Annotated in this window: 24 protein-coding genes; 7 read left to right on the forward strand and 17 right to left on the reverse strand. The window is 67.7% G+C overall.

The window, feature by feature from the left end; all coding sequences use genetic code 11:
- Positions 1–91: 91 nt before the first annotated feature.
- The 6 genes from G6N08_RS03550 to G6N08_RS03575 all read right to left on the reverse strand — a co-directional run bounded on the left by G6N08_RS03550 (position 92) and on the right by G6N08_RS03575 (position 6018).
- Positions 92–469: a hypothetical protein gene (locus G6N08_RS03550; RefSeq protein WP_163754369.1), complete on the reverse strand. Its 378-nt coding sequence runs from the start codon at positions 467–469 to the stop codon at positions 92–94.
- A gap of 122 nt (positions 470–591) precedes the next feature.
- Positions 592–1581 carry a porphobilinogen synthase gene (hemB, locus tag G6N08_RS03555; RefSeq protein ID WP_163754372.1) on the reverse strand — a complete coding sequence of 330 codons (990 nt, stop codon included), beginning with the start codon at positions 1579–1581 and terminating at the stop codon, positions 592–594.
- Between the two features lie 47 nt (positions 1582–1628).
- Positions 1629–3302: a bifunctional uroporphyrinogen-III C-methyltransferase/uroporphyrinogen-III synthase gene (locus G6N08_RS03560; protein ID WP_163754375.1), complete on the reverse strand. Its 1674-nt coding sequence runs from the start codon at positions 3300–3302 to the stop codon at positions 1629–1631.
- A gap of 4 nt (positions 3303–3306) precedes the next feature.
- The gene (hemC, locus tag G6N08_RS03565) at positions 3307–4263 is read right to left on the reverse strand and encodes a hydroxymethylbilane synthase (protein WP_163756631.1); all 957 of its coding nucleotides are present in this window, start codon (positions 4261–4263) and stop codon (positions 3307–3309) included.
- A 13-nt stretch (positions 4264–4276) separates the two neighbouring features.
- A complete protein-coding gene (locus tag G6N08_RS03570; RefSeq protein ID WP_163754379.1) occupies positions 4277–5665 on the reverse strand; it encodes a glutamyl-tRNA reductase in 1389 nt (462 codons plus the stop codon).
- Positions 5666–5757: 92 nt separating this feature from the next.
- Positions 5758–6018 (reverse strand): glutaredoxin family protein, encoded by a 261-nt coding sequence (locus G6N08_RS03575; RefSeq protein WP_163754382.1) that lies wholly within the window; start codon positions 6016–6018, stop codon positions 5758–5760.
- Positions 6019–6124: 106 nt separating this feature from the next.
- On the opposite strand from G6N08_RS03575, the gene G6N08_RS03580 reads away from it, so the two are divergent.
- The 3 genes from G6N08_RS03580 to G6N08_RS03590 all read left to right on the forward strand — a co-directional run bounded on the left by G6N08_RS03580 (position 6125) and on the right by G6N08_RS03590 (position 8576).
- The gene (locus tag G6N08_RS03580; protein WP_163754385.1) at positions 6125–7060 is read left to right on the forward strand and encodes an HAD family hydrolase; all 936 of its coding nucleotides are present in this window, start codon (positions 6125–6127) and stop codon (positions 7058–7060) included.
- A gap of 95 nt (positions 7061–7155) precedes the next feature.
- Positions 7156–7668 carry an FAS1-like dehydratase domain-containing protein gene (locus G6N08_RS03585; protein ID WP_163754387.1) on the forward strand — a complete coding sequence of 171 codons (513 nt, stop codon included), beginning with the start codon at positions 7156–7158 and terminating at the stop codon, positions 7666–7668.
- An 11-nt stretch (positions 7669–7679) separates the two neighbouring features.
- Positions 7680–8576: a cyclopropane mycolic acid synthase family methyltransferase gene (locus G6N08_RS03590; protein ID WP_163754390.1), complete on the forward strand. Its 897-nt coding sequence runs from the start codon at positions 7680–7682 to the stop codon at positions 8574–8576.
- A gap of 30 nt (positions 8577–8606) precedes the next feature.
- Here the strand turns inward: G6N08_RS03590 and G6N08_RS03595 are convergent, their stop codons facing one another.
- The 9 genes from G6N08_RS03595 to G6N08_RS03635 form a co-directional block, all read right to left on the reverse strand.
- Positions 8607–9665 carry a lysophospholipid acyltransferase family protein gene (locus G6N08_RS03595; protein WP_163754393.1) on the reverse strand — a complete coding sequence of 353 codons (1059 nt, stop codon included), beginning with the start codon at positions 9663–9665 and terminating at the stop codon, positions 8607–8609.
- A 6-nt stretch (positions 9666–9671) separates the two neighbouring features.
- Positions 9672–10799: an SDR family oxidoreductase gene (locus tag G6N08_RS03600; protein ID WP_163754396.1), complete on the reverse strand. Its 1128-nt coding sequence runs from the start codon at positions 10797–10799 to the stop codon at positions 9672–9674.
- Between the two features lie 64 nt (positions 10800–10863).
- Complete coding sequence (locus G6N08_RS03605; protein ID WP_003402602.1) at positions 10864–10965, reverse strand: 30S ribosomal protein bS22; 102 nt, start codon at positions 10963–10965, stop codon at positions 10864–10866.
- Positions 10966–11145: 180 nt separating this feature from the next.
- Positions 11146–11409: a helix-turn-helix domain-containing protein gene (locus G6N08_RS03610; RefSeq protein ID WP_163754399.1), complete on the reverse strand. Its 264-nt coding sequence runs from the start codon at positions 11407–11409 to the stop codon at positions 11146–11148.
- Positions 11410–11549: 140 nt separating this feature from the next.
- Entirely contained in the window at positions 11550–12410 is an 861-nt protein-coding gene (gene proC, locus G6N08_RS03615) for a pyrroline-5-carboxylate reductase (RefSeq protein ID WP_174813244.1), read from the reverse strand.
- Positions 12411–12493: 83 nt separating this feature from the next.
- Positions 12494–13462 carry a thioesterase family protein gene (locus G6N08_RS03620; RefSeq protein WP_163754407.1) on the reverse strand — a complete coding sequence of 323 codons (969 nt, stop codon included), beginning with the start codon at positions 13460–13462 and terminating at the stop codon, positions 12494–12496.
- Positions 13463–13470: 8 nt separating this feature from the next.
- Positions 13471–14313 (reverse strand): sugar phosphate isomerase/epimerase family protein, encoded by an 843-nt coding sequence (locus G6N08_RS03625; protein ID WP_163754410.1) that lies wholly within the window; start codon positions 14311–14313, stop codon positions 13471–13473.
- A gap of 16 nt (positions 14314–14329) precedes the next feature.
- Positions 14330–15343, reverse strand: a complete 1014-nt coding sequence (locus G6N08_RS03630) for an Rv0497 family membrane protein (RefSeq protein ID WP_163754413.1) — start codon at positions 15341–15343, stop codon at positions 14330–14332.
- Entirely contained in the window at positions 15340–16359 is a 1020-nt protein-coding gene (locus tag G6N08_RS03635; protein WP_174813245.1) for a Ppx/GppA family phosphatase, read from the reverse strand. The genes G6N08_RS03630 and G6N08_RS03635 overlap by 4 nt, the downstream gene beginning before the upstream one ends.
- Before the next feature lie 90 nt (positions 16360–16449).
- Between G6N08_RS03635 and G6N08_RS03640 the strand changes: the two genes are divergently transcribed.
- Positions 16450–17238, forward strand: a complete 789-nt coding sequence (locus G6N08_RS03640) for a DUF3109 family protein (RefSeq protein WP_371868987.1) — start codon at positions 16450–16452, stop codon at positions 17236–17238.
- Between the two features lie 119 nt (positions 17239–17357).
- Here G6N08_RS03640 and G6N08_RS03645 read toward each other — a convergent pair whose 3' ends face one another.
- The gene (locus tag G6N08_RS03645; protein WP_218033335.1) at positions 17358–18080 is read right to left on the reverse strand and encodes a FadR/GntR family transcriptional regulator; all 723 of its coding nucleotides are present in this window, start codon (positions 18078–18080) and stop codon (positions 17358–17360) included.
- Positions 18081–18161: 81 nt separating this feature from the next.
- On the opposite strand from G6N08_RS03645, the gene G6N08_RS03650 reads away from it, so the two are divergent.
- The 3 genes from G6N08_RS03650 to G6N08_RS03660 are packed head-to-tail and all read left to right on the forward strand — an operon-like array spanning position 18162 to position 21327.
- Positions 18162–19121, forward strand: a complete 960-nt coding sequence (locus G6N08_RS03650) for a tocopherol cyclase family protein (RefSeq protein WP_163754421.1) — start codon at positions 18162–18164, stop codon at positions 19119–19121.
- Positions 19118–19459, forward strand: a complete 342-nt coding sequence (locus G6N08_RS03655; protein WP_163754426.1) for a hypothetical protein — start codon at positions 19118–19120, stop codon at positions 19457–19459. Before G6N08_RS03650 ends, G6N08_RS03655 begins: the two co-directional genes overlap by 4 nt.
- On the forward strand, positions 19456–21327 hold the full coding sequence (locus G6N08_RS03660) for a GMC family oxidoreductase (protein ID WP_163754429.1): 1872 nt from the start codon (positions 19456–19458) through the stop codon (positions 21325–21327). The genes G6N08_RS03655 and G6N08_RS03660 overlap by 4 nt, the downstream gene beginning before the upstream one ends.
- 52 nt (positions 21328–21379) lie before the next feature.
- Here the strand turns inward: G6N08_RS03660 and regX are convergent, their stop codons facing one another.
- Positions 21380–22063 carry a two-component sensory transduction protein RegX gene (gene regX / locus G6N08_RS03665; RefSeq protein ID WP_163754432.1) on the reverse strand — a complete coding sequence of 228 codons (684 nt, stop codon included), beginning with the start codon at positions 22061–22063 and terminating at the stop codon, positions 21380–21382.
- Positions 22064–22125: the final 62 nt, after the last annotated feature.

Raw genomic sequence — 22125 nt, forward strand, 5'->3', positions numbered from 1 at the left:
TGTCGCCTCACCTTTCCGATTGTCTCCCGCCGCCGGCCACGCCAAACGCCGCGGCCCCGCGACGGCCCCCACCCGCGGCCACGGGGAGCCATCACCGGGTGAAGTATCCGTGGGCGTCCTTGCGATGCAACAACACCACTCCCCCGGCGATCAGCACCGAACCGACGATCCCGGTGACGGCGCAGACCACTGCCGGCAGCGGCTGCCACTGCCCGGTGAATACCCGGATCGTGACAGAGACGATGGTGGCCAGACCACCGCCGGTCAGCGTGGTGCGGGCCCACCGGTAGCCGGCCCGCATCAACAGCAAGAAGGTCACCACGATCGCGCACAGCACCACCGCGAACAGCCCGGACACCGCGTACATCAACGCGGCTCCGCGATGCGATGCGACCAGGTCCACGACGTACCCGATCAGCAGCAGCGGCACCGCCGCTGCCCAAAGCCAAAAGCCGGTGTCTACGTCCATCGGCCGGGTCGGCTGCGGCGGCGACGTCGGCAATTGGGGCGGTCGCGGCGGCGGTGCAGGGGGCTGCGGCCAGCTCGGCGGCCCGGGCGGTGCCGGCGGCTGGGGCCAGCTCGGCGGTCCGCTCATGACAACCAGCCCGCCGCCGAAGCGGCCCAGTACGTGAGGACGATGTCGGCTCCGGCGCGCCGAATGCTGGTCAACGACTCCACAGCGGCGGCGCGCTCATCGATCCAGCCGTTGGCTGCCGCGGCGGAAATCATCGCGTACTCCCCCGACACCTGGTAGGCCGCCACCGGCACCGGCGAGATCTCCGCCGCCGCGGCCACCACGTCTAGATATCCCAGCGCCGGTTTGACCATCACGATGTCGGCGCCTTCGGCGAGATCCAGCTCGATCTCGCGCAGAGCTTCGCGGGCGTTGCCCGGGTCTTGCTGATAGGTGCGCCGGTCACCGGAGAGGCTGCAGGCCACCGCATCCCGGAACGGGCCGTAGAACGCCGAGGCGAACTTCGCGGCATAGGCCAGGATTACCACATCGGTGTACCCGGCGGCGTCCAGGCCGCAGCGGATAGCACCCACCTGCCCATCCATCATCCCGCTCGGCGAAACCACATGCGCGCCCGATTCAGCTTGCGCCACAGCCAATTCGACATACCTAGCCAGGGTAGCGTCGTTGTCGACGCGGCCCTGCTCGTCGAGCACCCCGCAATGCCCGTGGTCGGTGAACTCGTCCAAACAGGTGTCGGCCATCAGCACGGTGGCATCACCCAGGTCCTTGGCCAGGTCCCGCAGCGCGACGTTGAGGATGCCGTCGGGATCGGTTCCGGCCGAGCCGACGGCGTCCTTGTCCTGTGCGCGGGGCACCCCGAACAGCATCAGCCCACCCACTCCGGCGGCGACGGCGTCGGCAGCCGCGGCGCGCAGCGAATCGCGGGTGTGCTGCACCACGCCGGGCATCGATGCGATCGGGTGCGGCTGGTCGATACCGTCCGCGACGAACATCGGGAGCACCAAATGCCTTGGCTCCAGCGAGGTTTGCGCCACCAGTCGGCGCATCGCCGGAGTCGAACGAAGCCGACGTGGACGCTGGGAGGGATACCCGCTGACTGTCATCGAGTGACGACCCGCTGCACCCGGTTCCGCCGTGCTTATCTCCGCCACTAGCGCCTGCGGCTCTTTTTGCGCGGCGGGGGAAGCGCGCCTTCGGCGCGCAGCCGGGCAGCGTGCTCTGCCAGCGCGTCGATCAGCGGCCCCACCGCGGCCACCTCGGGCTGCACGTCCACCCGCAGGCCGAATTCGGCGGCGGTCTCGGCCGTCTTGGGGCCGATGCACGCGACGATGGTGCGCGCGTGCGGCTTACCGGCGATGCCGACCAGGTTGCGCACGGTGGAGCTGGACGTGAAGCACACCGCATCGAATCCGCCGGTCTTGATCATTTCCCGGGTCTCCGCCGGCGGCGGGGCGGCTCGCACCGTCCGGTAGGCGGTGACGTCTTCGATCTCCCAGCCGCGTTCGCGCAGACCTTCGGCCAGGGTTTCGGTCGCGATGTCGGCGCGCGGCAGCAGCACCCGGTTCACCGGGTCGAAAACACTGTCGTAGGGCGGGAATTCGTCCAGTAACCCCAGCGAGGACTGCTCCCCGGACGGCACCAGCTCGGGGCTGACCCCGAACGCACGCACCCGGTCGGCGGTCGCCTCACCCACGCAGGCGATCTTCACACCGGAGAACGCGCGCGCGTCGAGCCCGAACTCGCTGAACTTCTCCCACACCGCACGCACCGCGTTGGTGGAGGTGAACACCACCCACTGGAAGCGCCCATCCACCAGACCCTTGACCGCACGCTCCATCTGCGCGGGACTGCGCGGCGGCTCGACCGCGATGGTGGGCACTTCGACCGGGATCGCGCCATAGGACACCAACCGCTCGCTCATCTCCCCGGCCTGCTCTTTAGTGCGCGGCACCAGCACCGTCCAGCCATACAGGGGCCGGCTTTCCCACCAGTTCAACTTGGCCCGGCTGGCCACGGTCTTCCCGATGGTCACCACCAGCGGTCCGGTCAGTGGCCCCGCGGGATCGGTGCCGCCGACGGCGGCCGAATCGGTTAATCCGTGCAGGGTGGTCTCTACCGAACGCTGCTGGCAGGTGGTGCCGTGTGCGGTCACCACACAGGGTGTGGTTTCGGCCAGCCCGTAGTCGATCAGGGTGCGCGCCGCCTCGGGCAGATGCGACGCGGTGGCCTGCAGAATCAGCGGGCCCGGGGCGGCGGCCAGTGCTGCCCAGTCCACGTCGCCGCGCACGTCGGCAACCGTATGCGATGAGCCCAGCGGAAGGCCCGCGTAGGTCGGGACCGCGCTGGAGGGGGCCAGCCCGGGCACGATCTCAAACGGCAGATGGCTGCGCGCGACGGCGTTCAGCTCGGTGATGACCGCGTCGACCGACAGCGGGTCGCCGGCCACCAAGCGCACCACGTCGACGCCCGAACGGGCTTCCGCGGCGAGTATCTTGGCCACCTCACCCGGCTCCCCCAGGGCGGGGCGGATATCGGGCCCGCCCGGCGGCATTACTGCCGGGGTTTCCGCGGTGTCATGGTCGCCGGCAGCGCTGTCGGCGCTGTGGTGGCCGGCCGGCGCCGGGCCGGAGACCGGGGCCAGTTCGGTGCCGATCAGCGCCAGCACGGTGTCAGGCACATCGGGGTCAGTGAACACCAGCTCGGCCTGCGCGAGCACCGCGGCCGCCCGCGTGGTCAGCAGACCCGGATCGCCCGGACCGGAACCCACGAATGTGATACGACCCGGCTTCGGCTTACGCCCTCGCGTGTTCACTTGGCGAGTCATCTGTTTACTCCCAGTCACCTTCCCGCGCGGGGTGTTGCCGCGCGCTCGACATGAGCTCCCGTGCACCCAGTGCGAACAGCTCCGCAGCGACCGAGAGCCCCAGCTCTCGCGCCCGGCCGGGAGTGCCGGTGCCGGATGCGCGGATCACGTCAGATCCGTCCAGCGCCGCGACGCAGCCGCGTAGCGACAGCTCCTCGAAGACGCGGCCGTCTTCGTCGATGGACTCGACCACTTCGGCGATCGCGCCCACCGGTGCGGAGCAACCGGCCTCCAGTTCGGCGAGCAGGGCCCGCTCCGCGGTGACCGCCGCGCGGCTGTCCGGGTCGTCGAGTTCCGCCAACACCGCCGCCAGGTCGGTATCACCGGCACGGCATTCGACCGCGAGCGCACCTTGGGCCGGGGCGGGCAGCATCTGCACCGGATCCAGCGTCTCGGTGACATCATTGAGACGGCCCAGTCGGGCCAAACCCGCCCGGGCCACCACGATTGCGTCGAGATCACCGCTGCGTACCTTGTTCAACCTGGTATCTAGGTTGCCTCGTAGGGGGCGGATTTCCAAACCGAGACCCAATGCTCTAAGCTGTGCCACCCGCCGCGGCGACGAAGTCCCCACCACCGCGCCGGGGGGCAACTGCGCCAGCGCCAAACCGTCCCGCGCCACCACCGCGTCGCGGGGGTCGTCTCGCGGTGGTATCGCCGCGATGGTGAAGCGGGGATCCTCGGCGGTGGGCAGATCTTTGTGGGAGTGCACTGCCGCGTCGACCCGGCCCTCGTCGATGGCCGCCCGCAGCGCGGTGGTGAAAACACCCACGCCAAGCATGGCCACTGGTGCCGATGACCGGTCGCCCGCGGTGGTGATGGTGACCAGTTGCGCGGGGTGGCCCTTGGCGATCAGGGCGTCTCTGACAGCGGCGGCTTGGGTGGTGGCCAGCAGACTGCCCCGGGTCCCGATGCGGATCACGTCGGCCGAGCGGCTACTCAGCGGCGCTGTGTTTTCTGCTGCGCACACGGGTTGAAGCGTCGAATTCGGTTGCTGCAAGCGGCAATTCACCCGCGGTGGCGACGGCATCGACAGCGGTCTGGTCGAGTTCGAAAAGTTCACGCAGGGCTTCGGCGTAGCTGTCTCCGCCGGGTGAGCTGGCCAGCTGTTTGATCCGGACGGTGGGCGCGTGCAGCAGCTTGTCGACCACCCTGTGCACGGTGCGGGCCACCTCGTCGCGCTGGGCGTTGTCCAGCCCGGGCAGCCGGTTTTGCAGGCGCAGCAGCTCGGCTTCTACCACCTCGGCGGCGCGCTGACGTAGCGCGGTGACCGTGGGGGTCACCTCGGCCATCCGCTGCCCGGCCAGGTAGGTCGCGACCTCAGCGGCCACGATGTGGCGCGCGGCGTCGACATCGGTGGCCGCGGCGCGTGCGGACGGCTCGTGCTGGATGCGCTCCATGTCGATAACCCACACCCCGGGCAGGCCGGCCACCGCCGGATCGACATCACGTGGCATACCCAGGTCGCAGATCGCCAGCGGCTGGACTGCTTCGTCACGGCGCGCTGTCGCCAGCGCGTAGTGCACATCGGCCAGCGACACGACCGGGCGCACGGCGCCGGTACAGCTGACCACCACATCGGCGGCGGCGAGCGCGGCGGGCAGCCGGTCGAGGCTCAGCGCCTCGGCTCTGGTACCCGATTCGCGGATCTTGCGGGCCAGCCGCTGCGCCCGTGGCAGCGACCGGTTGACGACGTGGATGTGGCTGACACCGGCGCGGCTCAGGTGCGCCGCCGATAACGCGCCCATCGAGCCGGCACCGATCACCGTCGCCGTCTTGCCGTCCAGCCCGGCCATCCTGGCGGCGGCCATCCCCAGCGCGACCGAGACCACCGAGGCACCGGCAGCGTCGATCGCGGTTTCCGAGTGCACCCGTTTGCCCACGGCCAGGGCCCGTTGGGCCAGCTCGTGCAGCACCCGGCCCACGGTGCGGTGGGCCTCGGCGGTGGCGTAGGCTCGCCGCACCTGTCCCAGCACCTGCTGCTCGCCGATCACTGCGGAGTCCAAACCGCTGGCGACGGCGAACAGGTGCTCGACAGCAGCCTCCGCGTAGCGCACATAGGCGTGTTTGGTGAGGTCGGCCATGCTCATGCCGGAATGCTCGGAGAGCACCTGCCCGATCACCGAGAGGCCGCCATGGAATGCCTCCACGACGGCGTAGACCTCGACCCGGTTACACGTCGACAACATCATCGCCTCGGTGACCAGCGGGGACTGCAGCACCCGGTCGACGATCTTGATCTGATCGGATTCGTCGGTACTCAGTTGTTCCAAAACCGACACCGGCGCACTACGGTGCGAAACCCCGAAGAGCAGGACACTCACGGCAGCATCACCTGGCCTGCTCCCTTGCTCGCACCGATGGACTGCTGTCTACGGTAGACGTTTTCAGACGGGCTACCAAAACGTGTGCGTGCTCATCGTGCCGCCAGGTCCGCGCGCAGCCGGGCCTCGTCGACTTCCCAGTAGCTGTGCTCACGACCGTCGAGCAGGACCACCGGCAGGCGGTCGCCGAATTCGGCCCGCAGCCGGGGATTACCTGCCGCCGCAGCGTCATCGACGTCGGTGATGGACAGGTCGAAACCCAGTTCGGTGGCCAGTTCGGCCAGCCGGGCTCCCACCCGGGTACAGATCAGACACCCGGCGCGGGTCAGTAGCTCCACATGTGGCCGGCTCATGGTGACCAGTGTGGCACTGGTGACGCGCAGCCGGTTTCCACCTGGCCAGATAGGGTTGAACTGGCCGCGAAACGAGCACCGGCGACACGGCGGAAGGAGGTCCGTGATGGCGTCCACCCACCCCGAAAGCGGGCAGTCCGCCGGCGGCATCGAGCCGGGCCGCCCAGAGCCCGGGCGTGTTGACCTCGAATCGCTTGCCGGCTCCGCCAGCGCTGACCGGGCGCTTCACGATGTGCAACCCGCCGGCGAGGGCAGCGGTCCGCAGCCGCCGGTCGACCTGACCGCGGCGGCGTTTTTCGATGTGGACAACACGCTCGTTCAAGGCTCGTCGCTGATCCATTTCGGCCGCGGGCTGGCGGCGCGCAAGTACTTCAACTATCGCGATGTCCTCCGATTCCTCTACGCTCAGGCCAAGTTTCAGCTCCTGGGGGAAAACAGCGATGACGTCGCCGCGGGCCGGCGCAAGGCGCTGGCGTTCATCGAGGGACGCTCCACCGCCGAACTCCAAGCGCTCGGTGAGGAGATTTACGACGAGATCATCGCTGACAAAATCTGGGCCGGTACCCGCGAGCTGGCGCAGATGCATCTTGACGCCGGCCAGCAGGTGTGGCTGGTCACCGCCACGCCGTATGAGCTTGCGGTGACCATCGCGCGCCGGCTCGGGCTGACCGGGGCGCTGGGCACCGTCGCCGAATCGGTGAACGGAGTGTTTACCGGCAGGCTGGTCGGCGACATCCTGCACGGGCCCGGAAAGGCCCACGCCGTGCGATCGCTGGCGATCCGCGAGGGGCTCAACCTCAAACGCTGTAGCGCCTACTCCGACAGTTACAACGATGTGCCGCTGCTGTCGATCGTGGGCACCGCTGTGGCCGTCAACCCCGACGCTCGCCTGCGCAGCCTGGCGCGCGAACGCGGCTGGGAGATCCGCGACTTCCGGACCGCCCGCAAGGCCGCGCGGATCGGGGTGCCCTCGGCGCTGGCGCTGGGCGCCGCAGGCGGTGCCCTGGCTGCAGCCGTGTCGCGTCGCCACGAGCGCGGCTGACGCGCGAGTGGCGCACCGACCGCATCCAACCCCGTTGCCCATCAAGCGCTGATAAGCTGCCCGGCTGAGCCCCCACGCGAGCGGAGATCACCTGCATGACCGTCCCAGCAGAAGCCCGAGATCTCATCGGCAAGCATTACCGCCACCCCGACCACTTCGACGTTGGGCGCGAAAAGATCCGTGAGTTCGCGCGGGCAGTCAAAAACGACCACCCGGCACACTACGACGAAGCTGCTGCGGCCGAGGCGGGTTATCCCGCGCTGGTGGCCCCGCTGACCTTCCTGGCCATCGCCGGGCGACGTGTCCAGCTGGAGCTGTTCACCAAGTTCAACATTCCGATCAACATCGCCCGGGTGTTCCATCGCGACCAGAAGTTAAAGTTCCACCGGCCGATTTTGGCGCGCGACAGGCTGTACTTTGACGCCTACCTCGACTCGGTCATCCAATCCCATGGCACCGTCATCGCTGAAATCCGCAGCGAGGTCACCGACGCCGACGGTAAGGCGGTGGTGACCAGCGTCGTCACCATGATCGGGGAAGCAGCCGGCCAGGAGGCCGACGCTGCGACGACGGCGGCCGCGATTGCGTCGATCCGCAGCGGCGCCTAAGGTCGGCCGCTATGGCACAGCGGGCTGCTCAACCAGGGACCCAACTCAGACCGCACTTCGAAGACGTTCAGTCACATTACGACTTGTCCGACGAGTTCTACCGGCTTTTTTTGGATCCGACCCAGACCTACAGTTGCGCATACTTCGAGCGTGACGATATGAGCCTTGAAGAGGCCCAGCTGGCCAAGATCGATTTGTCGCTGGGCAAGCTGGGGCTGCGGCCGGGGATGACCCTGCTGGATGTCGGCTGCGGTTGGGGGGCCACGCTGAAACGCGCCGTAGAACGCTACGACGTCAACGTGATTGGCCTGACGTTGAGTAAAAACCAGGCGCAGCACGTGCAGAAGATGTTCGACGAGATGGATACGCCTCGCACCAGGCAGGTCCGGCTCCAGGGATGGGAGCAGTTCCACGAACCCGTTGACCGGATCGTCTCGATCGGCGCGTTCGAGCACTTCGGCTATGACCGCTACGACGACTTCTTCACGATGGCCTATCAGGTGCTGCCGGCCGACGGCGTCATGCTGCTGCATACGATCGTGCTGGCCAGCTCCGCAGAGGTCGAGCAGCGTCAGCTGAAAATGACGATGAGCCTGCTGCGGTTCGTCAAATTCATCATGGACGAGATCTTCCCCGGCGGGCGCTTGCCGCAGGTGTCGCTGGTCACCGAGCACGCGACCAGAGCCGGTTTCGAGGTCGCCAGAGTGCAGCCGCTGCGGTTGCACTACGCCCGCACCCTGGACTGCTGGGCTGCTTCATTGCGGGCACACAAGGATCAAGCGATCGCGATCCAGTCCGAAGAGGTCTATGAGCGCTACATGAAATACCTGACCGGCTGCGCTGACCTGTTCCGCACGGGCTACACCGATGTCTGCCAGTTCACCTTGGTGAAAAAGCCCGCAGCCTGAACGCGGCCGAACGCTGTCCGGACGGAGAAATCAGCCGAGGAAAATGTTGCGCCGATTAGCCAGTAACCGATAGAGCGTCTGCTGGATGGTCTCCCGGACCTGATCGGTCAACTCGAAGGTGACCATCGGATCCTCGGCGTCGCCGGGCTGGTAACTCGCGGTGGAAATCGGCTCACCGAAAGCGATGTACCACTTCGACGGCAGCGGCACCAACCCGGCCGGACCGGCGAGTGGAAACAGTGGGGTGATCGGGAAGTAGGGCAGCCCGAACAGCCGCGCCAGGAGCTTGACATCGGCGAGCATCGGATAAATCTCTTCGGAGCCCACGATCGAACACGGCACGATCGGCGCCCCGGTGCGCAGCGCAGCCGACACAAACCCGCCCCGGCCGAATCGCTGGAGCCGGTAGCGGTCTTTGAAGTGTTTACCCAAGCCCTTGTAGCCCTCCGGGAACACCGCCGTCAGCTCGCCCGCGGCCAACAGCCGGTGCGCATCGGTCGCGCATGCCAGGGTGTGGCCGGCCTTGCGGGCGGTTTCGCCGATGACGGGTAGGTCGAACACCATATCGGCAGCCAGCAGCCGCAGGTCGCGGTGCGCCGGATGTTCGTCGTGGACCGCCACCGAGACCATCAGCCCATCCAGCGGCAGGACCCCGGCGTGGTTGGCCACCACCAGGGCAGCACCGGTGTCGGGCAGGTTCTCCACACCGCTGACTTCGACACGGAACCAGGACTTGAAGAAGAACCTCAGCAAAGGGCGCACGATGGCGTTGTTGAAGTGCGGATCGAACCCAAACTCATCGACGCTGTAGTCGCCGGTCAGTCGGCGCCGTAAGAATTCGGCAACCACAGCCACGTGCGCAGCCACGTCGTTGCCGGCTGCCCCGGTCGCCGATACCGCCTGCCGGCGCTGATCGATCTCGTGCACCACCGCAGCGATTTGCTCAGTGGAGGCGCGGCCATCGGGATCGGAGAGCAGAGAAGGATGACGGCGCGACGCGTCGGCACGTTGACTCGCGCGCCGCTGCGCCGCCGCACGCCCTGAATTCGTGTGTAACGGAATAACTTTGGCTCTGGTCTCGCCAGCCACGATTATTTACCTAACCCCGCCCCATAGCATTGGTTTTCGGCGCTCCCAGCGTTGCGCTGCCGCCACCGCCCGACCCTCCAAGGATCGTACCCACTGCGGGTCGATTATGGGAGTCAGACCTCGACCGCGAACATAATCGTCGAAGGCCTCGGCCGTCGTCCACTTCGGGTGGTAGCCAAGCTCTTCCCGCATCCGGGTGGTATCCATCACCCGGCCGAAACTCAAATAGTCGAGCTGGTCGCGGTTGATCTCGGTATAGCGATTAGCCCGTCTCAGCGAATCAAGCGCCCAGACCGCGAACCCGGGTATCGGCAAGGGGATGCGGCCCGCACGCCGGATCGCCTGCGACAGCATGATGATGCCGTCAGCGCCGATGTTGAACGTCCCGGACTTGCCGGCCATAACAGCGCGCTCCAGGGCGCCCAGCGCATCTTGTTCGTGGAGCAACTGCAACCGCGCGTCGCGCCCGACGATCGTCGGGACCAGCGGCCCGGCCAGGTAACGCGACAAGGTGGTGTCCATCGCCGGGCCGATCATGTTGGCCAGCCGCAGAATGGTCACCGCGATGTCAGGCCGGCGCCGGCCCAGCCCACGCGCATAGCCTTCGATATCGAGGCTGTCTTTGGGAAAACCCTGGCGAAACGGGCGCCGACTGCTGCTGTCCTCGGTGAACACCACCGGATCGCGGGCGCTCGAGCCGTAGACCTCCGAGGTCGACTTGAGCACCACGCGGCGCACCGACGGCGCCTTGTGGCAGGCCGCGAACAGCTGCATCGCGCCCATCACGTTGAGTTCTTTCAGCGCCGCGCCGCTACCGGCCCGCGGCGCATACGACGCCGCCGCGGCGTGCACCACGGTATCCACGTTATTGTTTCGAATTACCTTGAGGATAAAGGGATTCCGAATATCCGCCCGGACAAACTCGGCACGGCCCATGCGACGCATCATGTCTTTGCTCGGCGCGACCGCGTCCACCGCAATCACCCGGTTGATCAGCGGGTTTTGCGCGAGCCGCGCCGTCAGGTAACCGCCGAGAAACCGGCACGCCCCGGTGACCAGCACGACTTTGGGGTGGTGAGCGCTGTCCGTGTGGCCGCCGGTCCCATTACCCGTCTGTTCACCCGACAAACCCATCTCGATAGCGTACCGGCGAGGAGAAACAACCTCGTTACCGCCGAGTGACAGACGCGTGCAGAGGTTACTTACCGAGTTTTCTGCGCTGCACCCGGGTGCGGCGCAGCAGTTTGCGGTGTTTCTTCTTCGACATGCGTTTACGGCGCTTCTTGATGACTGAACCCATAGACTCCGCTACCTGAACTGTGGCCGGCTCGTGGAAATGACCCGGTCACTTTACCTGGCCTCCCAGCTGCAACACCAAAACGCCCGGCGACGGTAGTCGCCGAGCCGCACCGTGGACCTGATGTGCACGTGACGAGCAGAGCTTCGGGGCGGTCCCGCCAACCGACCGCGCCCCCGTGGCTCAGCCCGCGTCGAAATAGGAGGTCTCCAGCATGTCGTGCACGGCCTTGGCGTGCACCCGGAAGGACCGCCCGACACGAACTGCCGGCAGTTCCCCGCTGTGCACCAGCCGATACACCGTCATCTTGGAGACCCTCATCAACGCCGCCACCTCTGCCACGGTGAGAAACTGTGTTCTTGTTGGCTGGCCGTCAGCAGAACTGGTGTCCCGCGCCGTTTTACCGCCGGAAGAATCTCGCCCCGATGGCCCGTTCGTAGACGTCATCGCAACCCATTCCAATCAGGCACGCACATCCCAGCGGCTTCCCCTCCGCTGGCACCTATACGCGCATACAACCTGGAGAATAGCGGGACTCGTGGGGTTATTGCGACGGGTGGGGGAATAATCTGTACAAATTTTGTGAATTACTCCGATGTAATTCTCAGCTCCTCGGACCGCATTTTTGCGGCCCGAACAGCAGCGTCGATCGTCGCACGAAAACCGCCGCGTTCGAGTTCGCGCAGCCCGGCGGCGGTCGTCCCGGCTGGTGAGGTGACGGTCGCGCGCAGCTGAGTCGCGGTGGTGTCTATGCCGGGGCCCGGCGGCGCGTCACCAGGGGATTGCTGTTCCATCCGCTCCAGCAGCATCGCGGCCGACCCCGCCAGGGTCTGCGCAACCAGTTCAGTGGCCACCCGCCGGCTCAGACCGACCCCGACAGCGGCGTCGATCAGCGCTTCAACCATCAGAAAAAAGTACGCCGGACCGGAGCCGGATACCGCCGTTACGGCATCCAGTTGTGATTCCGCCACCGTCAGCACGTCGCCAACGGCCTCAAACAGGGCACACACATCGTTGAGCTGCTCAGAAGTCGCGAAGCGGCCCTTAGCCAGGGCGGTCACTCCTGCGCCGACCAGGATCGGCGCATTGGGCATCGCCCGCACCACCGCCGTCCCGGCCGGCAGCTTGGACTCGAAGTATGCCGTGGTGACACCTGCCACGACGGTGATGTAGACCTGTTCGTCGTCGGCCTGGGCGGCCGCGTCGGCGATCTCCCCGATCACCGATTCCACATCGGAGGGCTTGACCGCCACGATGACGAACGCCGCATTCTCCACCGCATCGCCCACCGCTGTCACTCGCACCGAGTAGGTTTGCGCCAGGTACCGGGCACGATCGGCCACCCGTTCGGCCACCACCAGGTCTTTGACCTGCCGCCCGGATCGCAGCAGACCCGAGAGCAGGGCCTCACCGATACTGCCGCCGCCGATGATCGCGATTCTGGCCATGCCGGCAAGCATCGCAGACGGATCCCGGGCGATCGCAAGCGCGGCGCAGCCGCGCGCCGCGGGTCGCCCGCCACCACCCGCGGTTAGCGAGGCGGCACCATCGCCAGCTGCCGGGTCTGCACAACCAGGCGCCCGTCACAGTCGACCACAATGTGATCTTCGTCGAACCAGTCCTGCCCGATCTGCAAGCATGTGCACACCACCCGCAGCCAGCCGTCGGCCGGCAGTGCGCGCAGATATGCGGTGAGCTGCACGGTCGGCGCCCAGCCGGTACGGCCCACCGCGAAGCTCACCGGCGCTGACACGTCGCCGCACATCAACGCGAACAGTGCATCCGGCGCCACGCCGCGCGGGCGCACCCACATCTGGATCATCGGCGGGCGCCCGTCGGTACTGGGCTGCAGCGTCGACACCACCGGGCGCACATCGCAGCCGGCGGCCAGATGCACCAGGCCGGACATCGGGTGACCGGGGCCGATTGGGGCGACCTCGTCGGGCGGATCCGGTGGCATCAAATCCACCACCGGGTTGGCCGCCAACAAGGGCCCGCGGGCCGGGTGCCCCGCCCGGTGCAGCCGGCCCGGAAGCCCAGCTCGGGTGGTTTGCGGGCCGGCGTCGTCACGCGGACCGAAATGCTCTGGTTCACCGAGCGTGACCACCGCGTGCACCGCGGTTCGCCCGCCCTGTGTGAGTTCGACATCCACCACGCTGATCCGCCGCCCCCGTTTGCGCATCGACGTCGCCAGCCGCATCGGGCCGGGATCGGGCGCCCACAAAAAGCTTGCCGACACCGCAACCGGTTGCACTCCTGCAGCACCCGGGCCTGATTGCCCGGCCCCCGCTGCGGATGCGACCCGGCCCGCGGCGTCACCGGGTGCGCGGGCGTAGGCTGTCCGGGCGGCGTTTGCGCACAATGCCAGCATGGCGCCGCCATGCACCTTGGGCCCAATGGTCCAGTGTTCGTTGAGCTCCGCGTCGAAGACGGCGTCGGCGCTGCCCGCACCTGGGTCGACCTCACGCAACGCCATCGCCGTGGTGAACAACGGGTACATCGGGCTCCTCAGCGCATCAGATGGGTGCGGGCGAACTGCAGCGACTCGGCCAGCATGGCTTCGCGTTCCCGCGCCGACCGAGCGCTAGAGGTACTTACCTCCAAGATCACGTGGCCGGTGAAATCGCCGGTGGCCAGCAGCTGGCACACTTCGACAGTGGGCTGCGTGCCGCGTCCCGGTACCAGGTGTTCGTCGACCGGCAGCCCGCTGCCGTCGCAGAGGTGCAGATGCACCAGTCCCGAACCCATCCGCGCGGCCATGTCCAGTGCATCAGTGCCCGCTGTTGCGGTATGCGACAGATCAAGCGTGTAGTGCGCGTGGTTGCCGTCGAGCGGGTCGTAGGACGGCGCGAACGCCGAAATCGCCGGGCCCGGACCGCCGCCCCGCTTGCGCATCCGTTCCCTGGACTGCCCGGCCCGGAAAAACCGGTCGGCCCGAAACGGGAACATGTTTTCCACTGCCACCAGTACGTCACTGGAGGCTTCCAGCGCGGCTACCTGCTCAGTGAATCCCTCCGCGTAGCGGCGCTGCCACCGAAACGGCGGATGCACCACGACGGTCTGGGCGCCCAGCTGTTCAGCGGCGCGCACACTGCGCTCCAGCTTGGGGATCGGATTGGAGCCCCAGACCCGCTGCGAGATCAGCAGACACGGCGCATGCACCGACAACACCGGCACGTTGTAGCGCCGCGACAACTTCTTGACGGCACCGATGTCCTGGCTGGCGGATTCTCCCCACACCATCAGCTCGACCCCGTCGTAGCCGAGCCGGGCGGCGTACTCAAAAGCGGCCTCGGCCCTCAGGGGATAGACCGAGGCCGTCGACAGGCCGACCTTGATCGCTGGACGCACTGCGCTACGCGGGCGATCAGCCCGACTGCAGCAGCGCCAACGGCCCCAATGTGACCAACGCCCCCACTGCTACCGCGATCAACGTGCTGGCGATGTCTTCGGTTCTGCGCACTATTCGCACCCCGACCACCAGGCCAAGGATGACCAGCACCGAAAGCACCAGCGCCACAATGTTGTTCCATCGCCACAGTTGGTCAAAGGCGATGAACAAGCCTGCGCCGAACGCCACCGCCAGAATCGACTGCAGCACGATCAGGCCACCGCGCAACAGTGTTTCGGTTCTGCTGGGCCATTCGTAGACACCCTCGACATCGCCGCCGCTGTCGCCGTGGTCCACGTCGGCGTCGGCGGCCAGTTCCTCGGTGTCCGCAAGCTTGTCGGCGGCTCCCAGGCGGATGCGACCGGTGCCCCCGATACCACCCAACAGCCGACCTACCGGAGCGCGCAAGTAGGAGCGCACGTAGGCCGAATCCTCGGTGGCCGGTTCGGCTTCGCGCACGTCCGTGTCCATCACATCCACCGGGATGTCGGCGTAATTCTCCAGCGGGTCAGGACTCATCCGCTCAGCACCCGATGGCGGCTCGTCGTCACGATCATCGTCCGGCTCCGCGCCCAGCGGCAGCGACCGCAGGTAACGACTGCGCAGCAGACCGGAGTCGGCTCCCGCCGGCGTCGATTCGGTCCAGCGCGACTGGGATTCGGGCCATCCCCCGCTCTCGGAGTGGTCGGGATCCGGCACCGGTTCGGGACGCTCGTCGGGCACCGGTTCGGCGAGCCGGGGAGCCCCGTTGGCGCGGTGGCTATGCGCAGCCGGGCCCGGCCGGGTGGTCTCGTCATGGTGATCCTCGCGGCCGACGACCGGGATTTCGCCGGTCAGTTCGGCGACCGTCACCGCATCGCTGTTGCCGCGCCGCCGACGCCGCCGCCCGGTCACCGGGGGAGCGCCGATTGTTCCGTTCCTGGCCAGTAACTCAGCCACCGAAATCGGCCGGGTGGTGGAGGTCTGGGTGTCGGAATCGGGTCCAGTCATCGTTTGTCGCCTCTCGATCGGTCAACCGCGGTCCGATCAACAACTTGGCTTCCAGCATCGCGCATGGAAGTCTCCACGAGGGCGTTTCCGTCAGCTTCGCTGTCGAGTTTGCGCAAGATGAGACCCTCCCGCAGGGCCCACGGGCAGATCTCGACTGTTTCTAACGACAGCGCTCGCATACTTGCCTCTGCCACCAAAGCACCCGCCACGATCTGTGGCGCCCGCTCGGCGCTCACCCCTTCCAGTTCTGCACGGTCAGCGGTCGTCATCCTAGAGATGAAAGATATGAGTTGTCTGAGGCCGCTGGCGGTTAATGTCCTTTTCACGCGGGGACCCGCCGCCGACGGCGCCGCGCCGGTGAGACGCGCCAGTGACCGGAAGGTCTTCGACGTCGCCACCGCGAGTTCGGGGCTGCCGGCTTTCAGCACGGTCGCGGCGGCGTCGGCCAGCTCGGTGTCGAGCCAGTCCCGCAGCATGGCGACCCGACGTCGGCCGGGCGGATCGTCGGGCAGCCACTCCCGGGTCAGGCGTCCAGCCCCCAATGGCAGCGACAGCGCCACCTCGGGCTCCTCGTCGACACCACTGGACAACTCCAGCGAGCCGCCGCCAATGTCCAGGTTGAGGATTCGCCCCGCGCTCCATCCATACCAGCGGCGCACGGCCAGAAACGTCAGCCGCGACTCATCGACACCGCCCAGCACCTGCAGGTCGACTCCGGTCTCGGCGCGCACCCGGGCCAAGACCTCCTCGGCGTTCGTCGCGTCACGAACTGCGGACGTAGCGAAGGCCATCAGCTCGGCGCAGCCCGAGCTGACCGCGATGGTGGCGAACTCGTCGATCGTCGCGATCAGTTTGTCCGCCCAGCGCCGTGTGATCTTGCCGGAGCTGTCGATGGTTTCGGCCAGCCGCAGCGTTGCTTTCGTCGAACTCATCGGCGTCGGATGACCCCCGCGGCGGGCGTCGACCACCAGCAGATTGACTGTGTTACTGCCCACGTCGAGCACGCCTAGTCGCACGAAACACCACCTTACGGCTGGGGTTGGGGGTAGCGGAAACGTAGCTCGGGTCGAGCGGGCCGCCGGCCTCACACTGGTCTACCGTGGGGCATTGTGGCAACCCCGCAGCCCGACCCGCCGCGAGAGGTCGAATTGGATTTCGCTCGCGAATGGGTGGAGTTCTACGACCCCGACAATCCCGAGCACCTGATCGCCGCCGACCTCACGTGGCTGCTGTCCCGCTGGACATGTGTGTTCGGCACGCCGGCCTGCCGCGGCACGGTCGCCGGGCGGCCGCATGACGGGTGTTGCTCCCATGGCGCGTTTTTGTCCGACGACGACGACCGTGCCCGCCTCGACGACGCCGTGGCGCAGCTGACCGAGGATGATTGGCAATTCCGCGATAAAGGTCTGGGGCGCAAGGGTTATCTGGAACTCGACGAGTACGAAGGTCAATCCCAGTGGCGCACACGCAAATACCAGGGGGCATGCATTTTCTTGAATCGGCCCGGGTTCAAGGCAGGTCCCGGCTGTGCGCTGCATACCGCAGCACTTCGGCTCGGTGTGCACCCGCTGACCATGAAACCTGACGTCTGCTGGCAATTGCCGCTGCGGCGCAGCCAGGAATGGGTGACTCGACCCGACGGCAGCGAAATCCTCAAGACCACCATTACCGAATACGACCGCCGCAGCTGGGGTGCAGGGGGGGCTGACTTGCACTGGTACTGCACCGGTGATCCGGCCGCCCACAGTGGCGCCAAGCAGGTGTGGGAAAGCCTGGCCGCCGAACTCACCGAGCTGATCGGTGAGAAGGCCTACGCCGAACTGGCGGCGATGTGCAAGCGGCGCAGCGCCTTAGGGCTCGTCGCGGTTCATCCGGCGACTCGGGCGGCCGGATAGCGCATCGTCGCGGCTGCGTCCGGTGGCGCACCGTCGGGCACCGGGGTGCACGCCGTGAGCCACATCAGCACGGGGTTCGCCGGAGTCTATGCACCCCCGAAGCGGTAGCTCATGCGATATCACGCGCCGGAGGCGCGTTGATAGGACTCGACCATGCGCAGCGCGCTGGCCTGCAGGTATGCCTCGACCGCCGCCGTGGCCGCGGCGGCGTCCCCCGCCGTCACAGCCTCGCTGATCGCGCGCAGCTCGGCCACCACCGCGTCCGCGTCGTCGTAGGCCCCGGTGAGCTCATGCTCACGTCCGCCGAAAGCCTGTTCGACCCAGCGGTAGAGCAACCCGAGGGCGCGGTTGCGGGTGGCATGGATGAGTACACCGAAGAAGGCGAGGTCGGCGGCCTGCCGTGCCGCGGACGTGTCCGCGGACTGGGCGGCGTCCAGCGCCTCGCGCAAGGCGCGGGCGTCGTCGAGAGTGCTTCGCTCGGCGGCCAACCGCCCGATCAGGGCGCCGAACGCCGTGCGGATCTCCAGCAACTCGGTGAGAAAGTCGGGGCCTAATTTGCGCACCAGCGTCTCCACCACCGCGGGATGAGTAAGACGCTGGGGGTCACGCACGACGTTGCCGCTGCCCTGGCGAGCTTCGATCAGCCCCATGTGCTGCAACCGGGCCAGACCCTGCCGCAACGAGGTGCGGTTAACGCCGAGCCACTCGGCCAGCTCCCGTTCCGGCGGCAGCGTCGAACCGGGCGGGAAGTGGCCGTCGAGGATGGCGTCGGCGAGCGAGGCCGCGATCTGTTCATCCAGACGCTGGCGCTCAGGTCGCCGAATCGGGCTTGACTGGTTCATTGGCTCAACCAATATAGTGAGCGGGTGTGGGACGCGTCGACCGTTCGTCCGAGACAGCGACGCGCGAGCGGAGGTCACTGAATGCGTGGCGATGTCGATCTGGCCGCCGCGCCGTGCTGGCGGGGTGAATTCGGCCGCCTGGAAGTCTGGTACGCCACCGTGTCAGACCCGCTGACCCGGGCCGGGCTGTGGGTGCACTGCGAAACGGTGGCACCCATCCCGACGGTGGGAAAGTCTCCCTACGCGCACGGCTGGGTCACCTGGTTTCCCGCCGATGGCCCGCCGCGCACCGAGCGTTTCGGTCCCGAGCCCACCCGCCCCGCGACCGGCCCCATGTGGTTCAGCGCCGCGGGCGTGCGGGCCGGGCCCGAGGAACTGGTTGGGCAGGCGGGGTCGCTATCCTGGCAGCTGCGCTGGCGGGACCCCACCGCGCCGCTGTGGACGTTTCCGCGGGTTGCCTGGGAGCGTCAGCTGCTGCCGGGCGCTCAGGTCGTGATCGCTCCGACCGCCGATTTCACCGGGTCGGTGACCGTGGGTGAGCTCACCCACCGGGTCAGCGGATGGCGCGGCGGTGTCGCGCACATCTACGGGCGGGGCAACGCCAAACGTTGGGGATGGATTCACGCCGACCTCGGGGGCGGTGATGTGCTGGAGGTGGTCACCGCGGTGTCGCACACCCCGGGGCTCCGGCGGCTGACGCCGATACCGTTCGTCCGATTCCGCATCGACGGAAATGACTGGCCGGAAATGGGTTTGCCGTCACCGCGGATACGAACAACGCTGGGGCTCCGGCACTGGCAACTGGAAGGGCGGATCGGCAGACGTCATGCGCTCATCCGCGTTGATCAGCCCGAAAATCGTTGTGTGAGTTTGGGATACACTGACCCCGACGGCGCCAGTGCGGTCTGCACCAACACCGAACAGGCCGACATTCACATCGAAATCGGCGACCGGCGCTGGTCGGTGCTCGGCACCGGCCACGCCGAAGTCGGCCTGCGCGGGACCGAGGCGCCCGCCATCAATGAAAGGACTCCGGCATGAGTTTTCTGTTCGATCCGCCGATGCTCGTTGCCTCCGGCGTGCTCATCGAACGTGCCCTGCCCGAAGAGCAGCGCGACGTCGCCGAGGCCGCCACCCTCGGCGTGTTCTTCGGCAGCTCGTTCGGGTTGTACCACAACGTGCCCGGTCTCGGGCTGCTGTGGCGGCCGTTCCGCGCCCGCAACGGGCGCGACTTCATGTGGAACAGCGGAGTTTTCGGTGTGAACACCGATAACCTCGGCTGGCCGATGCATGCGTTGGCGGGCACGATCTTCGCGACCTACCCGTTTTTCCTCAAGCTGGGCCGCCGGATCGGGCGCCGATTCGCGTCCCAGCCATGAGCCGGCTCGTCGACCGGCTCACCGGCGCGTTCGGCGCCGCGCTGCTGCCCCAGGAATATGGCGGCCCGCACCCGGATCAGCTCGCGCAGCGGGTCGATCGCTACCTGACACAGCTGCCGGCGACGTCCCGGGCTGCGGTGCGCGCCGGATTGCTGTCGTTGGCGGCCGCCAGCTATCTGACAACCGGACGGTCGCTTCGGCGGCTGAGCCCGGAGGCACGCGTGAAGCTGCTGGGCCGGGTAGCCTCACTCGGCCCGGATGCCGGCGCGGCTGTTGAGGGACTCAAAGCCCTTGTGCTGCTGGCTAACGGCGCCGATACCTACGCGCCGGAACTGCTTGCCCGCGCCCAAGAGCACGACGTCGCCCGTCCCGACGCGACGCTGGATGTGGTTGCGTCGGCGGCGGTCCCGTCGGTGCTGACCGCCGATGCGGTGATCGTCGGCTCCGGCGCCGGGGGCGCGATGGCAGCCCGCACCCTGGCCCGCGCGGGCATGCGCACCGTCGTGCTCGAGGAGGGCCGGCGCTGGACCGTCGAGGAGTTCCGCACCCGCCACCCCATCGACCGCTACGCCGGGCTGTACCGCGGGGGCGGGGCCACCGTCGCACTGGGCCGCCCGGCGGTCGTGCTGCCCATCGGCCGGGCTGTTGGCGGGAGCACCGTCGTCAACTCCGGCACCTGCTACCGGCCGCCGCGAAGCGTTCAGCAGCGCTGGCGCGACCAGTTCGGGCTGGCACTGGCCGATCCGGCCCGGCTGGGCGGCTACCTTGACGAGGTCGCACACACCCTGCAGGTCGCCCCGGTGCCGCTGGAGATCATGGGCCGCAACGGGCGTCTACTGCTCGACGGCGCGGCCGCGCTGAACTGGCGCTCAGCACCGATCCCGCGCAACGCTCCCGGCTGCGACGCGTGCTGCCAGTGCGCGATCGGCTGTCCGCGCAACGCCAAATTCGGTGTGCACCTCAACGCGCTGCCGCAGGCGTGCACGGCCGGCGCCCGCATCATCTCGGAAGCCCGCGTCGAACGGGTGCTGCACGACAGCGGCCGCGCCCGCGGTGTGCGGGCGCGGCGGCCCGACGGCACCGCGCTCGACGTGCTCGCCGACACGGTCGTGGTCGCCGCGGGAGCGACCCAGACGCCGGGACTGTTGCGGCGCAGCGGTTTAGGCACGCATCCACGGCTGGGACGCAACCTGGCGCTGCATCCGGCGGTCGCAGTCGCCGGGCGCTTCGACGACGACGTCTACGCGTGGCGCGGGGTGCTCCAGAGCGCGGCCGTCGACGAGTTACACGAGTCCCACGGCGTGTTGATCGAGGCAACCTCCACTCCGCCGGGTATGGGGTCCATCGTTTTCCCCGGCTACGGCGCCGAGTTGCTGGGATGGCTGGATCGGGCGGCACAGGTCGCGACAGTCGGTGCGATGGTGGCCGACCGCGGTGTCGGCCGGGTGGTCACCGTCCGCGGCGACACCCTGCTGTTCTACAACATCACCCCCGCCGACCGGGCCAAGCTCATGACCGCGATCGAGGCCATGGGTCAGCTGCTGTTCGCCGCCGGTGCGGTCGAAGTGCTCACCGGCCTGCCCGCGGCGCCGACGGTGACGTCGCTGCCGGCGCTGCGAGACGTGCTGCGCCGGACAAACCCGAACAGCTTGCACCTCGCGGCTTTCCATCCCACCGGCACCGCGGCCGCTGGCGCCGATGAGCAACGCTGCCCGGTCGACGAGAGTGGCCGGCTGCGCGGCGCGGACGGAGTATGGGTCGCCGACGCGTCGATTTTGCCCAGCTGCCCCGAGGTCAACCCGCAGATGTCGATCATGGCGCTGGCCTTGGCAGTCGGTGACGACGTGGTCGCCGCACGCGCAGGATAACCGGCGACGCCGGGACCGGCCGTTTCATAAGCGTCGCCGCTCTGCTGAGCGCCTAGCCCTCCAGCTTGTAGCCCAGCCCGCGCACCGTCACCAGGTGCACCGGGTTAGCCGGGTCCGCTTCGATCTTGGACCGCAGCCGCTTGACGTGCACGTCGAGTGTCTTCGTGTCGCCGACGTAGTCCGCGCCCCACACCCGATCGATCAGCTGCCCGCGCGTCAGCACCCGCCCACTGTTGCGCATCAGGTATTCGAGAAGGTCGAATTCCTTGAGCGGCAACATAATCGGCTTTCCATTCACTGAGACGGTATGCCGCTCAACATCCATGCGCACCGGCCCGGATTCCAGGATCCCGTCAGCGACGTCAGAGTCGTCCTCCCCGCCGCGGCGCAGCACCGCGCGAATCCGGGCGATCAGTTCGCGCGCCGAATACGGCTTGGTCACATAGTCGTCGGCACCCAGCTCCAGGCCGACCACCTTGTCGATCTCACTGTCCCGGGCGGTCACCATGATCACCGGCACGCTGGACCGGGCACGCAGCTGTTTGCACACGTCGGTACCCGACATGCCCGGCAGCATCAAGTCGAGCAGCACGATGTCGGCGCCGGACCGGTCGAACTCGGCAAGCGCGGACGGCCCGTCCGTCACCACCGTGGCCTCAAAGCCCTCCTTGCGCAGCAGAAATGCCAGCGGATCAGCCAGCGACTCCTCGTCCTCCACGATCAGCACGTTGGTCATCGGCGCCACTCCTTTTCATCGCTTCGCTCTGCATCGTCGTTGGCGCGGGTCATCGGCGCCAC

Source organism: Mycobacterium botniense, assembly GCF_010723305.1.
GTDB classification, from domain to species: Bacteria; Actinomycetota; Actinomycetes; order Mycobacteriales; family Mycobacteriaceae; genus Mycobacterium; species Mycobacterium botniense.